This window comes from Aliiglaciecola sp. M165 (assembly GCF_007197995.1).
Taxonomy (GTDB): Bacteria; Pseudomonadota; Gammaproteobacteria; order Enterobacterales; family Alteromonadaceae; genus Aliiglaciecola.
The window spans coordinates 286,173-300,938 of sequence record NZ_VKKH01000006.1; the positions used below are offsets into that span (position 1 = coordinate 286,173).

Consider the following 14,766-nt stretch of genomic DNA (forward strand, 5'->3'; position numbering starts at 1 on the left):
GGTGTCACGTAAACTCTTGTTATCTGGCGGCTGCCTCAGACCTAACGGTTTTGAACTAGGCGAAGGAAAGTATTACGGTAAAGCCAGTTTGGTGATGCTTGATACACAAACCGGTGAATTTTCTCAGGCATTGTCAAAAACAGAAGGCGGTGAAAATTATCCCAATGAACACCCTAATCTGCAGTTCACTGCAGGTTGTGTGGATGGCGACGATTTGTGGTTGCCCACTGATACCGAAGTGCACAGATATTCTTTACCTGATTTGACGCTTAAGTCAGTTTTTTCTCACCCGTGTTTTCATAATATCCATTCGGTTCACCTGATTGATGACAAAGTCGTTGCGACCTCTACAGGGCTCGATAATGTCGTGGTCATGAACAAAGAAACCGGTGATATTGATAAGATCATCAATACCCAAGGTAAAGATCCCTGGCATCGTTTCGACCAAGAAACCGATTATCGAATGGTGCATTCTACCCGTCCTCATGATAGCCACCCGAACTTCGTATTCAAATTGGACAAGGATCTTTGGGTTACTAGGTGTACCCAAGAGGATGCGGTTAACCTGAATAATGTCGAACAACGCATCGATATTAGTCAGGGAGGCGAGGTGAGTGTTCATGATGGGATTTTGTGGCAAGACAAGCTGGTCTTTACTCGTGTGGACGGCAAATTGGTGTTCTGCGATCCGGTGAGTAAAACCCATATTGAAACATTTGACCCCTTTGGTAGTGCATTAAGCCGCCCAATTGGTTGGTGTCGTGGGCTTTACGCAGAGGGTGACATTTTTTATGTAGGCTATTCCAAACTTCGAAAAACTAATCTCAAAGCAAAGATTAAATTTTTGTCCAAAGGTAATTTTAAATATTCATCGGGTAACAACTCCCTGGTTGTGGCGCTAAATATTAAGACCAGAAAGGTGGAAAACGTCTTCACCTCGCCAGATGGTTTGATAGACGCAATATATGGAATTATGCCTTTCCACTATGACTGAGCCAGTCAAGACCAATACCTTTTTTAGTATATTTTGGTCCATCTTATCCAAGTGGAGCTCTAAATTAATTGGTATGGTCAGCACTATCGTGCTGGCCAGGCTATTAACGCCAGCCGATTTTGGCATCATCGCCATGGCTACGATTGTAGTTGCATTGCTTGAATCCATGACACAAGCGGGATTGAACCTTTATATCCTGCGTTACAAGTCGCATGACGAACGCGTGTTCAACGCTGCCTGGACGGTTGGCATCATCCAAGCCTTTGTTGTCGCACTTCCGTTAGTGCTCTTGGCGCCCCTTATTGCAGATTTTTATTCGCAACCCGTGCTTATTGAAGTGATTTACTGTTTGGCTTTGGTGAGAGTGATCCAAGGGCTTAACAACTTTGGCATTTTTATCGCGCAAAAAGAGATGAATTTCAAAGTAGATTTTGTCTTAACGCTATGGACTCGTCTTAGTTACTTAACCGCTACCATTGGGTTTGCGTGGTATCTCGAATCGTTTTGGGCGTTGGTGTTTGGGCAACTACTTTCCGCTTTTGTAGGATGCGCATTGAGTTACTATCTACACCCTTATCGTCCAAAGCTGAGCCTTTATAACTGGCGAGACATGCTGAAATACTCAAAAGCAACAGTGCCATTGAGCATAGGACGATACATCAACAATCAGGCAGATGTTGCCATTGTCGGTCGGGTGGCTTCCGCCCAATTCCTCGGGATTTATCATGTTGCCGTGAACCTCGCCGGATTGTTCACCAAAGAGCTTCTGATGCCTGTGATTAGAGGATTGATCCCAAATTTATCCGTACTGCGTGATGAAAAGAATTTTAAAGACATTCTACTAACCACCTTTGCTGCCGCGGTATATGTGTTTTTTCCTGTGGGTCTTGGCTTGTCACTAGTCGCTCCCGAGTTTATTACCGTGTTGTTAGGGGAAAAGTGGTTAGAAGCCATTCCACTATTAAAGTGGTTTAGCTTGTACGCCATGCTTGCAGGGATGATGATGTTTTTCAGTGAACAATTCTTGGTCATGATGGAGCGAGAGGTTTTGTCTAATCGCCTTATGTGGGCTAGAAACGCGATTTTGGTGACGACCATCTTTTTAACGATTAGCTACTTAGACGTGAACCAACTGCCTAAGATGCTGTTTTTAAGCAGTCTAGTGTCGCTGCCAATGATTTTGTTCAGTATTAGCCGGTCACTAGAATTGTCACTAATCAAAATCCTCGTAAGCTGGCTTCCTGCCTTAGCTGGCGGCGCTGCAATGTATGGCGTGCTGCATTGGGTAGCATTTCCAGAAAATTGGCTGACAATTGCCGTGTTAGTGCTTAAAGTAGCACTAGGTGGAGCAAGTTATGCGAGTGTTGTGCTGCTCTTGTTTGTGTTGAGAGGCAAGCCTCAGGACACATTAGAAAGCGCAATTTTGAACAAAATATTAGCAAAAATAAATTAGACAACTGAATTGTCCAAAATCAAACAAGAGGAACACTAAGCGTGCAAGAAGGTAAGTGGCATAAAATAGTATCGAGCAGTGATCTCGAACTCAACGTTCATCTTTCCTCAAGTGCTGTCATGCACAGCGACGATGATAATCATCTTGTTCTTTATGGTTATGCCTTATTGGACGAGAAAAACGCTGACGCACAACAGGTGCTTTCTACTTATTTAGAATCATCTTCATTGTCTGATTTTTACTCAAGACTATCAGGTCAATTCACTTTAGTTATCGCCAAGCCAGATACCACGCCTGTTATCATTACCGACCAGCTGGCAACAAAACCCTGTTACTATTTTGCGCAAAAACAATCCCTGTACGTCAGCGATGAATTGCGTGCGATAAAAAGTTTACCCGAGGTTGAATTAACGGTTAGTAAACAGGCATTGTACAACTATTTGTATTTTCACTGTATCCCAGCACCGACGACCATTTATCAGAACGTTTTTAAGGTTGAAGCGGGCGCCATGGTGTCGTTCTCTAAAACGGGAGAGGCACACAAAACGGTGGCCTACAGCCCAGAATTTGCCAACACACTCTCTGATCACAACAAAGCTTACCAAGACTGTTTGAACACAGTTGAAAAAGCGGTTAAAAAACATGCTCAAGGTGAAGTAGGGGCCTTTTTGAGCGGAGGGTTGGACAGCTCAACTGTTTCAGGCATGTTGGCAAAAGTAGAGTCAAAGCAAGCAAAAACCTTTTCAATCGGCTTTGAAGTAGCGGGTTATGACGAAACAGAATACGCGATGATCACTGCGAAGCATTTTGATACTGATCACAAGGTTTTGTATTTGAAACCTGATGCCGCCGCACAAGAGTTTGTGAAAGTTGCCCAATATTTCGAAGAACCCTTTGGAAATTCATCGGCGATGGCGGCCTATTTCTGTGCAAAATTTGCCAAGGAAGATGGCGTCAACGTTTTACTGGCGGGTGATGGCGGAGATGAACTTTTTGCAGGTAATGAACGCTATGCCAAACAAAAAGTTTTTGAGCTGTATTTTAAGATGCCTAAATTTTTGGGCGAAACCATAAATGTGCTCTTCAATAATAGTCTGACCAGAAAAATACCTGGACTTAAAAAGGTTGCCAGTTATCTTGCGCAAGCTCGGGTAACATTGCCGGGTCGACTGCAAACCTATAATTTTGTCAATCAGCTTGGGGTTGAAGCGATTTATTCGGCAGATTTGCTAAAAGAGGTTGATACGAACCTCCCTTTACAACAACTCCAGCAGCGCTACAACGAGTGTAAGAGTGATGATCCCGTTGATGCCATGTTATATCTTGACTGGAAATTCACCCTAGCGGACAACGATTTAGTCAAAGTCAGTAAGATGTGTGAATTGGCAGATGTAGAAGTCCGTTATCCACTGCTAGACAAGTCGTTAATTGATTTCAGTTGCACCATTCCTGCTGAGGTTAAATTGCCTGGCTCAGAATTACGAGATTTTTATAAAAAAGCCTGTAAAGGCTTCCTCGCCGATGAAACGCTGACCAAAAGTAAACACGGATTTGGCTTACCCTTTGGCGCATGGATGAAAGAAAACGAAACGCTTAAGACCCTGACATTTGAAACTCTGAATAGCTTTAAGAAACGCAATATCGTCAAAGAAAGTCTTGTTGAGCAAGCTCTTGAAGCCCACAACAGCGTGCATACCGGATATTTCGGCGAGCTTATCTGGATCATGGTGGTGCTGGAATTATGGCTGCAAAAAGAGGCCAGTGATTTTGTTGCATAGTATTTTAGGTGGTTTGAACCGGCTATTAACCGGCAATAAACTCAGCATTTTGATCTATCATCAAGTGCTGGCCGAGTTTGATCCGTTAAGGCCCTATGAGGTGACTGCTGAGCAGTTTGACTGGCAAATGAAGCTGCTAGCCGAGCATTTTACTCCTATTAGCTTGTCAGAGGCCAAACAGGCCTTAGAGACCAACTCAGTGCCCGAACGTGCCGTTTGTGTGACCTTTGATGATGGTTACTTGAACAACTTAACCGTCGCTCAACCTATTTTAGCTAAGTACAAGGTACCCGCTACGGTTTATGTTGCCACTGGGTTTAGCCAGGGGCAAAGCATGTGGAATGACCGAGTTATGCATCTTTTTTCTGACATCACAACACAGACCTTGATGCTTGAGGGAACTCGCACTGAATTGGGTGATTGGGCGCAGCGCCGTGACCTTGCGCAAAAGCAACTGATGCGACTCAAATATCTGCCAATAGAGGAACGGTTGGTCGCGGTTCAGGCCTTGTATGATGAAAATGAATTAGCCGCTCCTGAACCTGTCATGATGAATCCAGAACAAATCAAGCAATTGTCGCAGTTAAATATAGAAATCGGTGCTCATACGGTCAACCATCCGATTCTAAAAGTGCTTAGTGCTGAACAACAACAGCATGAAATCAATGAAAGTAAATCACAACTTGAAGCCTGGACAGATAAACCTGTAAAGCATTTTGCTTATCCAAATGGTGCCTATGGCAAAGACTTGACTGATGAAACGGTGAATCTGGTTAAAAAGGCGGGCTATGAAACCGCGGTTGTAACAGATTGGGGAACTTGTGCCCACGGCGACGACTTATTAAAGTTGAAACGTTTTACTCCTTGGGATCGAACTCCTACGAAGTTTCATGCTAGGTTAGTAAAATCGCGATTTAGTTGAGTTAGGTGAATGCTCGCTTTGTTATTATTTAAAACAGTCTGCGACATAAAACCTCAAGGGGCAGTTGAGCAGCAAAGCAAATTAAGGGAAAAGCATCATGTTCATTTCTGATTCAATCGTCTTTGTTGAACTCCATAAAACCGCCTGTACTCATATTGACAAATTGTTGAGTGAAATTGTAGGTGGGAGGCTTGAAGGTAAACACAACAAAGCTTACAAAGAGTTATTTTCACCCAAACGCCATTTTCTCGGTTCGGTTCGAAATCCTTGGGAATGGTATGTGTCTTTATGGGCTTTTGGATGTGAAGAAAAGGGCGGACTCTTTATGCACGTCACTAAATCCAATTGGAATCTTGAAGGGGTTTCTCTTAAATACGGATATCAATATTTTTTATTGTCGGTGTTTGCCAAGTTCAGTAAAAACCCTGACAAATGGAAAGAAGCCTATCGCGATGTTAATGACCCCAGCTGCTTTAGAATGTGGTTGAAGTTGTTGCACGACCCTAATCGAAGCTTTGATTTTGGCGAGCACTATGCGTTGGCCCCCATGCACAATTTTGCAGGGCTGCTTACCTATAGATACTTTAATTTGTTTTGCAGCATTAAGTCCGACGACCGACCCTTTGAACAACTTAATGATTACTCACAACTAAAGCAGTTTAATGATGAACATTGTTTTATCAGTCATTTTATTCGCAATGAAAACCTAGAAGAAGATTTTATCGCTGCTTTGGAAGCCACCGGGTTTGCCTTAACTCCTGAGCACAAAGATCGAATTTTTAGCAGCAAAAAAACCAATGCCTCCGAGCACGACCGAAATATTGCACGCTTTTATGACCAGGAAACCGATGAAATCATTCAAGAGCGAGAGCGATTTATCATTGAAAAGTTTGCCTACAAATCGGTATTAAGTTAACGGCTACTTAGGAGCAAAGGTGTCAGTGAGACGTCAAATAACCTCTCAATACGCCAATATTGACTTTATATGCTTTTAAGCCAATCTTGGCATTGTCATTCGACCCATCAAACACTTCATCAAACGCCTTTGGATATCGCTTAACCATGGATTCAGCAGGCGTGCTCATACGGCCAAACTTGTTATAGGTGACCAAATACTCGGTGTGATACTTGAGCATTCTGGCGATACTTTGTTGACTATCTGGGTCATTTAACAAGGGGATAGAACGGCGCTGAATGACATGTGGTAGCACGCCCCAATCTACGGTTGCAACAATTGCATCGTCAGGAATGTTTTCTCTCGTAAACTGGGCTAATTTTTCTATCGCCAGTTGCTCTTGTTCTAATTTATCATCTTGATAATACATCTTAAGTAGATTCGGAAAAGCAACAATAAGTAATAAACAGGCAAACAGTGTCGCGGATATTTGAGCTGGCCGTTTGAGTGGCCCTAAAAAACCGAACGAAGTGACAGTTTTCAGTCCCAGTCCCATCATCACAATGATAAACGGCATCATGGGTAGCCAATACCGATAAACAATATGCAAATTTTTATTCAGCAAAATGTCTTTGCTAATAAACGCCATGGATAAACCAACGTATAACAGTTCAAGTTTATTGGCACGTTTTGCCCAAGGCACCAGACCAAAGCCAATTAAAACCAACATGATTAGCGTAATCCCATGACGATTCAGTGAACTCAAGCCGCCATACCATGATTCAAACAATCCGCCTACAAATAGACTTGTGCGTTCCAGGGGGAATTGCCAAGCAGCCTGAATATGCTCTGCAGAGGCGTTACCAGGTAATCCTTTTGCGTATATGCTCAGGCCTTTTAAACCAAAAAAATAACCGTTTGCCATATTGAAGGTGTCAGGGGAGTGAGCCAGGTAATTGCGGATTGTCCACAGCAAAAACGGCAAACACACTAATCCTCCAAGCATGGCAAGCTTTACAGAAGATTTTAATAAGGTTTCGCGATGATGTTGATAGGCATGTATTAACAAGGTAAGCCCTAATGCTGCACAAAAAAACAGCCCCTGTAATCTCACTAGTGACGAAAATGACACTAACACGCAGCAAAGTAGTAAAAACTTTAGTTGTGTCGTCTGTTCGTATTTTCGCCAACATAGCAAAGCCAACATGGTTACGGTTAAGAAAAGTGTATCGGAAATCAACGCATAAAAATGGATCACAAATAAGCTACTGCACAACACGAAGAATGGAGCCAATAATCCACTTATACCATAACGCTCAAACGCAAAATAACGGGCAATCACTATTATTCCTATCAGTGATATTGCCCCCATAAACCCTTGCAAAATATAGAAGTTTTCTCCGGCAAATAATAGCGGGATAGCGACTACAAGGGATGTTCCGGGATAATACTGAAGGTTAGGTTGGCCGTTGAACCAATATTGCATAGAAGAAATGATTTGACTCGCAGTGCCCAAATAGTATCCAGAATCTGGGTATTGGATCCAAAATTGAGGAGTGATCACAATCAACACCAGACTTAACAAAAGCAGGATGATCCCTTGCATTTTACTTACGCTAACCTTCATGACTTAACTTTTTCCTTAAGATTACCCGAGTAATTGTAAGTGAGTGAAAATTGGTACATTCTGCATCCGTACATTGGTGAGTTTTCAAAAAACCTCTAACGTGCTGTTTAAGCGTAATTTACACGATATTAAAAGAAATCTCATTGGTTCTTTCGTGCACAGTAAATTGCATCATACTAGTGAATTCACTTACACTAAGCTGAATTGACGTTTACCGTCTACATTTTATTAAATTCATTGTTTCTCAAATACCTACAATCTGTTGATGGAGCGCTAACGTTGAATTCCGCTGGAATACGTCGAATATTAAAGAATTCAGCTTACCTCTATATGACACTGCTAATGTCACAAGGATTGAGGTTCATTTATATTTTTGTGATAGCTCGTTTGCTTGGTGCAGAGATGTATGGGTTACTGGCATTTGGCAATGCTTGGTATATGATGTTTTTACCCATGACAGGCCTGGGACTTGGTATTTATTTGTCCCAAAAAGTGGGTAAAAACGCCCAAAAAGCCGAATTTAGAACCGTTCCCTTGGTCGCCAGCATTCGATTTATTGCTGTTACATTAGTGGCAAGCGTCTGTTTATTCGTAGGTCTTGTAAATGCTGATACTCAAGCCATTAGCATCATTATTGCTATCTACACAGTTGCTCTCATAGGTAGAGCAATGTTGTTGTGGTCTACTCAAATGTTTCAAGCCTATGAGCAAACTATATACGTATTTAAGCTCGAGCGAATTTTTAAGCCCGCAGAGGTTACCTTGGGGCTGCTAGTTGCATTTGCCACGGAGAACGTACTATTGGTTGCCTCAGTACACGCACTAGGGATGATATGTCAGGGGGGGATTGCTGTTTTCTGGGTCAATAAGTATTTAGTCAAGGTCAATCTGACGTGGCGTCCGAGGATTATGCTGGCCCTCGTGGTTAAGTTATTACCGTTAGGGATAGCTGTGGCGTTAGGGCAATTTTTATTTCAAGGCCCCGTGGTCCTGCTCAAGCAGGAAGGGATCACGCTCTCACAAATTGGTAATTTTTCGTTGGCTATTCAACTGTTTGTGGTACTCCTTTCAATATTTTCATCCATTAGGGCGGCTGCTTTGCCTGCACTAAGCAGAAATGCTAAGAGTTCTTTCTCTAAACTACAGTCTTATTCTCATTACTCCATAGTCATTGGCGTAGTGTTTGGCTGTAGCTGTGCGTTGTTGGCCTCGCAGCTCGCGGAGCCAATAATTGTTTGGTTATTTACTGAAAAGTTTAGGCTAGCTGGAAATGTGATGGCTATTCTAGTCTGGGCATTAATACCGGCTATTATCCACAATATGTTGAATTCATCTCAGGCTGCTTTGGAGCATAACAAATCTATTTTACTTATTAATGTTTTAGGCGCCAGTACCCTAATTGTCGGCATGTTTTATTGGCTTGACGCACAATTTGTCGAGGGGGCCGCATATACTGTGATTGCTGGATTTGGCACTGCGGCTTTGGCTAGTGCATTATATTTGGTCAAAAAGAAAGTTTTACGCGCTTTGCCAAGTGTCATTTGGCCAGCCTTGATTACACTGTTAACCTTCACCTTGAATGACATTTTAAACGATCACGTCGTAACGTTTGCCGCTCTTTTCATATCCATAAGTGTGATGCTGATATTGTCTTGGTGGTTACTTGTGGATGCGCAAGTCAGAAAACTGATCTTAGAGAGAGTAGTCAAAAGGTAATTGGCTTATTTTTCTTTTGGGTTGATAATTATTGTGCAAAGTTGGTCTAGCATTTCTGCCTGCTGAAGATCCATATCTTTTACTTTTTGTGCACCTTTTTGAACAAGCAAATTTCGCTTTTTATCGTCGAAGTATATTTCGGCAATTCTAATTTCAATCTCATTCACATCATAAGGGTTGAAGTATAAAACTGCATCTCCACATACTTCTGGTACTGCCGAAACTGCTGATGCTAGGACAGGAGTACGCTTTCTCATTGCTTCTAAAGGAGGATACCCGAAGCCTTCATTGAGCGTTGGATAGATAAAGGCAAAGGCATCAACAAATGCAGATTCAAGCTCTTCTCTGCTGACATAGCCTTTGAATTCAAAAAGCGGGTGATGGCGAAACCTTTTGGGCGGTTTTGCTAGGCCCAAAACCAATGTCTTTATCTCACAGTTTGGATTTTTTTTATAAAAAGATTCTAATGCGCACAAAGCGCGATAAGAATTTTTTATCCACCTATTTCCGTTAATGATCAGAAAAAAACTTTCCGAGTCACTTGAATTTTCGTTAGTTACTACCTTGTCAGTTCTTTCCTGCAGCAAAGGAGAGTATAACACTCTCAAATCACAGTCTTTAATCAAATGTCCGAACTGGTTGAGAATTGAGTATTTGCTATGCTGTGAAATGGTAATGACTTCACTGTTTTCCTTGCCCAAAAGCGTCTCAAAGCGGTTTTTGGTTGAAGCAAGAAAATGCTCTGTAAACAAACTGGCCCACAACCACTCGACAATTCTTTTCCAGTGCATGCTGTAGCGCCACTGTTGGCTTGAGTAAGGAATCTCTATCTCTCTAAGTCCGTGAATTGTATAGATAAATCTGACATTTTTCGTGTCGGTATCTTTGTACAATTCATAAGGCATTGCGGAATAGAGAGAATGGTAAGATTTTGAATCGATTAGCTCCTGAATATCATTTGCAGTGCCGATTTTATGTTGCGTAATAGCGTGTTTTTGGCACAACTCTAAAATGTTATCTGGAAGCTCTTTATGCGCGTAGTAGAACACTTCAAGTTTCTCACCTAGTCCTAGCGCCATGAGTCTCTCAAATACCGCTTCAGCATATATGCCTCCCCCGTGCAAAGAACCTAATTTTCCCGGGTGCGTAGCTGCCAAATCATAGAGCAATTTCTGATGCATTTTATGTTCTATTTCCATGAGTCTAAGTTAACGCTTAATAGACTTTCTAAGTTGCAAATGTCTTCGTCATAGTGGTCTTGGAGCGTTTCGCGCATTTTTGGACTGATCTGCGGTTTTTCGACAACTTTAGTGTTCTTCTGTTTTATAAAATTTCTAATCTTCCAGCGCATCGATTTAGACAAAAAGAGTCCGCCAACTTTCCCCATCCACTTTGGTGGCGCTGATGCAAAATGAGTGATCATTGGGCTTCGAGCAATCTTACTTGGATTATGAATTTTGAAGTCTTCTGGTAGCTTATGCTCAAGCCCTAAAAAATCCAGTAAAGATTTATAACAATCTTGGTTACTTCTCTTGAAATCCTCAAACAAAATTATGTGCACATTTTCTCTACCAAATTCATTGATATAATGCTCTACATGTTTGCTATACATACCGATACTCTGGTACCTAGTAGTGAATTCCAACCTGGCATTTTTGGGAATTTTTTCGCCGCTGACTCTGTTTTTCTCCAGTTCCCAAGCTTCTTCAAAGGTATCGACATCTTCTCTTGAGGCATACTTGGCTTCAAAATACATGGAATAAGCGACATCAACGGGATTTCTTAACATAATTACGATCTTTGCTTTGGGTGACACAGCTTTAAATTCTTCTGCCGCCGAAAACGAATACAAATAGAAGGGAGAAGCATCTAATGCATAGGGCTGGTCTTGCCAATCCTCAAACCAGTTTAAATAAGCCGCTTCAGTGATCAATTCAGCATAGCGAACTAGGTCTTTTCCAAAGTAGGTAAACTCTTTTTGTAACGGTGTATAGATGTCTGGGTGCGCATTGAGATGCCTAGCCATTGCAGTTGTACCAGACTTTGGTGCGCCGACAATAAATAAATTAGGATAACGCTGCGGTGTGTTCATTTATCCAAACTCCGAGATAAGTTCGTTGAGTTGTTTTGCTGAATTTTCAATTCGGTATTTTGTGCCAACCAAACTAGATGCCGCATTTTTCATATTTTGAAAATCGTCCGCATTTAGGTTTAAGACTTTTTCTATTCCTTCTGCCATCTTATTCGGATCTGCCATGTCGACCAAATACCCCGTTACGCCGTTAACCACAATTTCACGATTACCCGTTGGGCAGTCGGTGATCACCGCGGGTACCCCTAAACACTGGGCTTCAATTGCAGCATTGCAAAGACCTTCGTAGTCACTATTCAGCACAAAAATTTTGGCATGCTTTACATAAGGATAGGGGTTGGTAACAAACCCTTTAAATATAACCCACTCTGTGAGTTGTAATTCATTCGTCTGTTTTTCCAGCGATTGTCTAAGTGGTCCATCGCCTAAGACAACCAAGGGAAGTCTTTTTTCTGGCGACACCATCGCCATCGCGTTCAACAGAATGTCGTAACGTTTTTGATCCGTAAGGGAACCGACTGAAACCAAATAGTCTTTTTGTTTAATCCATGTATCTTCGATCGCTTCATCGGCTTTAGTTTCTAACGCCTCTAAATCAAATCCATTTCTAATCATTCTCGTTTTACCTTTAGAGAATGGGTAGTAGGCTAAAAAGTTTTCTTCGAGGTCGTCACAAAGCACGATGTAACGTTTGGCTCGCTGATACAGATGATAAAAAACCTTTTTGCGCCAATCGTCTTCCTGATCCGCAGGGTTGTTCGCCACTCTGACAACCCAATTGGTTTTCAATCTCGATAGCTTGAGTGCTATTCCGGTCAATAGACTCGGAAAAGACCATACACTGATTAAAATGTCGGGTTTAATGCGCACCAGGTGCTTAATCAGTAACATAAAGCAAAGTGGAAGGTACATGGCCGAACGTTTACGTAGGTCGACAATGGTCACATCTTCTGGCACCGGATAGGTCACAATTCCATTGAGCAACAGTACCGAAATATCTAGTTGGCTTCTATCCATGTTGCACAGCAGGTTACTTAGTGCACGTTCAGCCCCACCTTTGGACAAAGTGCTACTGACAAAACATACAGACGTTTTATTATTCATTGCATTCAAAACTTATCATTTGTCCACAGTTGGGTGACGAGCCATCAGCCACTTAAGTTGGATATGGTCAATCACACGTTGTCGAACATCGGCAGATAAAACCGTTAACAAACCCATATAAAAAATCTTCAGAGGGCTTTGTTTTTCTTCAGCTTGTCGTAATTTAGTCAAGAGTTTGCTAATTGTCTTACTTGCTTTTGCTTGGGCCACATAGGACTGTAGAATTTCTTCACTAAATTCATCTTTGCCATATCGAACTCTATCTTGGTGCATATCATGGATATATCGCCTAATCTTATAACGTTTTAAGCTCATTCCGCTGGTTATGCTGCTGTTATGGATACGATATTTGACTAGCGGTTGTGGAAGATTGGTAATGCGCTTATTAGCGTCTATTAATCGATACAAAAAGTCATAATCTTGCGCAGTGGAGAGATTACGGTACCCCTGCACATCATCATAATCTTGTCTTCTAAACATCCAGGTCGGATGGCATGCAACTGAGCAAAAAGGGATCATTTTTTTCAACAGTGCAGGCTTGGATTCAAAGGTCTTGATACCCAAGACGGTTTGGTTTTCATCGATATTTTCTATGGCACTGCCTATCAACGCGTATTCAGGATTAGCGTTTAAGTAATCCAATTGAATTTTTAAACGTTCTGGCAAAGAAATATCATCAGCATCCATTCTGGCGATAAAAGGAGAGGAGGATGCCTGGATTGCGCGATTGAGCGAAGCGGCCAATCCCAAGTTTTGTTCATTGATTATGACTTCAATTCGGTCATCTTGGGCCTGAAAGGAAGATAAGCAGTTTTTAATCTCCAAATTGTCTGGGTCATCTAACACAATAACAAATTTAAATCGCGTTTCTGACTGGGTTAGTATTGAATCAATGGCATTGCTCAGCCACGGAATCGGCTCGCGATAACAAGCCATAACAACGTCAATTATTGCATCGCAACGCTTCTCATTTGGCATGAACTGACTCTGCGATATACGGCAAAATTAAATATTCCGCATGTTGATGGATCATGTTGTCCCACAAATAAGCGTCGCCTGCTACTTTTGCCTGGTTGGCAATAGCGCTGCGTTGTTCTGTGGTCATATTTGCTACTTGATTAAATACTGCAGCCAGCGCATCACTGCTTTTTGCTTTGAACATTATTGCGGTTTTACCGTCTTCAATAATATCTGGTGCGCCGGATTCATCTGAAGCGCAACATAAAGCGCCGGCGGACATGGCTTCCAGCAAACTAACGGGTAAACCTTCGGCATCCCCGTCAGCAGTAATGATTGATGGTAGTACAAACAAATCGGTATTTTGTATAAATTTAAATTTTTCCTCGCCGTTCACAAACCCCTGAAAGTTAACCTCTGCACTTAAATTAAGCGCGCTAACTTCTTGACGAATATCGTCAATCAGAGGGCCATCACCCAGCAGGTCTAGGTGAATCGAGATTCCTTGGGCTTTAATCTTTGCCATTGCGTTGAGTAAGAAGGTGACCCCCTTTTTTTCTGCAAGACGACCGACAAACAACAACTTCAAAATGTCTGAAGAAACGCTTTGCTTCGCCTTGTCGGCGTGAGACACAGGTAATTGCAAGTCGACACCCATGGGTAAGACTTTGCACTTACGGACGAGCGTGTTGCGCATGGGTTCATCAAAAAAGTCCAGTGCCTGTTTCATACCTCTGCTGCCAGCAAAAGAGATGGCCTTAAACGAAGGCAAAATTTTTCGCACTAAATAATTTCCTAAAAAGGGTATTTTTTTAAGGATGATAATATCGGCTGCATGAGAGGTAAGCGTATGAGGAATATTAAATTCACGGGCTACGCGGTTACACATCATTCCTTGGGGCGTAAACCAGTGAGAATAAATCAGATCAAAGCGGTGCTGTTTAACTAATTTGCGAGTTGCCAAGTAGCAATTGAGTAGCAAAAAAGGAACCTGAAAAAGTCTCAATGGCTGTTCTTTGATATTCGGCCAAATTGCAGGGTACACCAAAGATTGCATCTCCGCCGGCGCAAAATATCGATAGCGATGAATATGTACATTTTCCCACTCTTCATAATGCGCTGCGCCAGGATCATGGGGAACTAACACATGCACTTCTAGGTTGGGATAGTGTTTTTGCAAATAGCGGGCTTGTTGCCACACAAAGTCAACCATTCCGTCCCCTTTAAA

12 protein-coding genes are annotated in these 14,766 nt (G+C 42.1%); 6 read left to right on the forward strand and 6 right to left on the reverse strand.

What is annotated here, in order from left to right; translation table 11 throughout:
- Nucleotide 1: 1 nt before the first annotated feature.
- From FM019_RS13115 to FM019_RS13135, 5 genes are all read left to right on the forward strand, one after another.
- On the forward strand, nucleotides 2-994 hold the full coding sequence (locus FM019_RS13115; protein WP_143836392.1) for a hypothetical protein: 993 nt from the start codon (nucleotides 2-4) through the stop codon (nucleotides 992-994).
- Nucleotides 987-2,447, forward strand: a complete 1,461-nt coding sequence (locus FM019_RS13120) for an oligosaccharide flippase family protein (protein WP_185969284.1) — start codon at nucleotides 987-989, stop codon at nucleotides 2,445-2,447. Before FM019_RS13115 ends, FM019_RS13120 begins: the two co-directional genes overlap by 8 nt.
- Nucleotides 2,448-2,488: 41 nt before the next feature.
- Nucleotides 2,489-4,225 carry an asparagine synthetase B family protein gene (locus FM019_RS13125; protein WP_260681623.1) on the forward strand — a complete coding sequence of 579 codons (1,737 nt, stop codon included), beginning with the start codon at nucleotides 2,489-2,491 and terminating at the stop codon, nucleotides 4,223-4,225.
- A complete protein-coding gene (locus tag FM019_RS13130; RefSeq protein WP_143836681.1) occupies nucleotides 4,215-5,147 on the forward strand; it encodes a polysaccharide deacetylase family protein in 933 nt (310 codons plus the stop codon). The genes FM019_RS13125 and FM019_RS13130 overlap by 11 nt, the downstream gene beginning before the upstream one ends.
- 97 nt (nucleotides 5,148-5,244) lie before the next feature.
- Nucleotides 5,245-6,063: a hypothetical protein gene (locus FM019_RS13135; protein ID WP_143836394.1), complete on the forward strand. Its 819-nt coding sequence runs from the start codon at nucleotides 5,245-5,247 to the stop codon at nucleotides 6,061-6,063.
- A 22-nt stretch (nucleotides 6,064-6,085) separates the two neighbouring features.
- Here FM019_RS13135 and FM019_RS13140 read toward each other — a convergent pair whose 3' ends face one another.
- A complete protein-coding gene (locus tag FM019_RS13140; protein WP_143836395.1) occupies nucleotides 6,086-7,669 on the reverse strand; it encodes an ArnT family glycosyltransferase in 1,584 nt (527 codons plus the stop codon).
- A gap of 279 nt (nucleotides 7,670-7,948) precedes the next feature.
- Here FM019_RS13140 and FM019_RS13145 point away from each other — a divergent pair, with 279 nt between their 5' ends.
- Nucleotides 7,949-9,385 (forward strand): oligosaccharide flippase family protein, encoded by a 1,437-nt coding sequence (locus FM019_RS13145; RefSeq protein ID WP_143836396.1) that lies wholly within the window; start codon nucleotides 7,949-7,951, stop codon nucleotides 9,383-9,385.
- Between the two features lie 5 nt (nucleotides 9,386-9,390).
- Here the strand turns inward: FM019_RS13145 and FM019_RS13150 are convergent, their stop codons facing one another.
- From FM019_RS13150 to FM019_RS13170, 5 genes are read right to left on the reverse strand one after another with little or no spacing between them, the layout of a single operon-like run.
- Nucleotides 9,391-10,584: a glycosyltransferase gene (locus tag FM019_RS13150; protein WP_143836397.1), complete on the reverse strand. Its 1,194-nt coding sequence runs from the start codon at nucleotides 10,582-10,584 to the stop codon at nucleotides 9,391-9,393.
- Nucleotides 10,575-11,477: a sulfotransferase domain-containing protein gene (locus tag FM019_RS13155; RefSeq protein ID WP_143836398.1), complete on the reverse strand. Its 903-nt coding sequence runs from the start codon at nucleotides 11,475-11,477 to the stop codon at nucleotides 10,575-10,577. The genes FM019_RS13150 and FM019_RS13155 overlap by 10 nt, the downstream gene beginning before the upstream one ends.
- Entirely contained in the window at nucleotides 11,478-12,581 is a 1,104-nt protein-coding gene (locus FM019_RS13160) for a glycosyltransferase (RefSeq protein ID WP_143836399.1), read from the reverse strand.
- Nucleotides 12,582-12,596: 15 nt separating this feature from the next.
- Nucleotides 12,597-13,559: a glycosyltransferase gene (locus FM019_RS13165; RefSeq protein WP_143836400.1), complete on the reverse strand. Its 963-nt coding sequence runs from the start codon at nucleotides 13,557-13,559 to the stop codon at nucleotides 12,597-12,599.
- Nucleotides 13,549-14,751: a glycosyltransferase gene (locus tag FM019_RS13170; protein WP_260681624.1), complete on the reverse strand. Its 1,203-nt coding sequence runs from the start codon at nucleotides 14,749-14,751 to the stop codon at nucleotides 13,549-13,551. Before FM019_RS13170 ends, FM019_RS13165 begins: the two co-directional genes overlap by 11 nt.
- Between the last annotated feature and the right edge of the window lie 15 nt (nucleotides 14,752-14,766).

What these genes read in the sequence shown, in the direction of transcription:
- FM019_RS13120 (WP_185969284.1), top strand. Translation starts at nt 987, where the DNA reads ATGACTGAGCCAGTCAAGACCAATACCTTTTTTAGTATATTTTGGTCC.
- FM019_RS13135 (WP_143836394.1), top strand. Translation starts at nt 5,245, where the DNA reads ATGTTCATTTCTGATTCAATCGTCTTTGTTGAACTCCATAAAACCGCC.
- FM019_RS13140 (WP_143836395.1), bottom strand. Translation starts at nt 7,669, where the DNA reads ATGAAGGTTAGCGTAAGTAAAATGCAAGGGATCATCCTGCTTTTGTTA.
- FM019_RS13150 (WP_143836397.1), bottom strand. Translation starts at nt 10,584, where the DNA reads ATGGAAATAGAACATAAAATGCATCAGAAATTGCTCTATGATTTGGCA.
- FM019_RS13155 (WP_143836398.1), bottom strand. Translation starts at nt 11,477, where the DNA reads ATGAACACACCGCAGCGTTATCCTAATTTATTTATTGTCGGCGCACCA.
- FM019_RS13160 (WP_143836399.1), bottom strand. Translation starts at nt 12,581, where the DNA reads ATGAATAATAAAACGTCTGTATGTTTTGTCAGTAGCACTTTGTCCAAA.
- FM019_RS13165 (WP_143836400.1), bottom strand. Translation starts at nt 13,559, where the DNA reads ATGCCAAATGAGAAGCGTTGCGATGCAATAATTGACGTTGTTATGGCT.
- FM019_RS13170 (WP_260681624.1), bottom strand. Translation starts at nt 14,751, where the DNA reads ATGGTTGACTTTGTGTGGCAACAAGCCCGCTATTTGCAAAAACACTAT.